Genomic DNA, 733 nt, shown 5'->3' with positions numbered 1-733 from the left:
CTCGAAGCGATAAGTAGCTTGATACTTGTTGGCTTTAAAGGCCCATTTTCCTACAAACTCTACATTGGACTTGTTGACTACAGCACTAGCTGCATTGTAACCCTTGAAGGTCCAAGTGCCGTCGTTCACACTATCTGTGTATGTGATTTGAGATGGTTGCTTAGCGGAAACAGTATTTCCATTTTCATATGTTGCACTGTCGCTTGGGGTCAAGGCTGCGATGGCTGCTGGAAGAGCTTTATCTGCTGTTGCGCTCTCGAAGCGATAAGTAGCTTGATACTTGTTGGCTTTAAAGGCCCATTTTCCTACAAACTCTACATTAGCTTTGTTGACTACAGCGCTAGCTGCATTGTAACCCTTGAAGGTCCAAGTGCCGTCGTTCACTGCGTCGGTGTAAGTGGTTTGGGATGGTTGTTTAGCCGAAACAGAGGCACCATTCACATATGTTGCACTGTCGCTTGGAATCAAAGCGGTGATTTCCGCTGGAAGAGCTTTTCCTGATGTCTCGCTCTCGAAGCGATAAGTAGCTTGATACTTGTTGGCTTTAAAGGCCCATTTTCCTACAAACTCTACATTGGACTTGTTGACTACAGCACTAGCTGCATTGTAACCCTTGAAGGTCCAAGTGCCGTCGTTCACACTATCTGTGTATGTGATTTGAGATGGTTGCTTAGCGGAAACAGTATTTCCATTTTCATATGTTGCACTGTCGCTTGGGGTCAAGGCTGCGATG

The 733-nt window shown here is 45.7% G+C and carries 1 protein-coding gene; it reads right to left on the bottom strand.

The genetic code is table 11. The annotated features are described in order from the left end of the window. Positions 1–733, bottom strand: a 733-nt coding sequence (locus tag D8862_RS09490) for an SHIRT domain-containing protein (protein ID WP_221762946.1), incomplete at both ends; no start/stop codon positions are given.

Origin of the sequence: Streptococcus oralis, from assembly GCF_003942585.1 — a bacterium.
Classification (GTDB): domain Bacteria; phylum Bacillota; class Bacilli; order Lactobacillales; family Streptococcaceae; genus Streptococcus; species Streptococcus oralis_BE.
The sequence above is the reverse complement of the archived record's forward strand: the minus strand, read 5'-3'. Positions and strand labels throughout refer to the sequence as shown.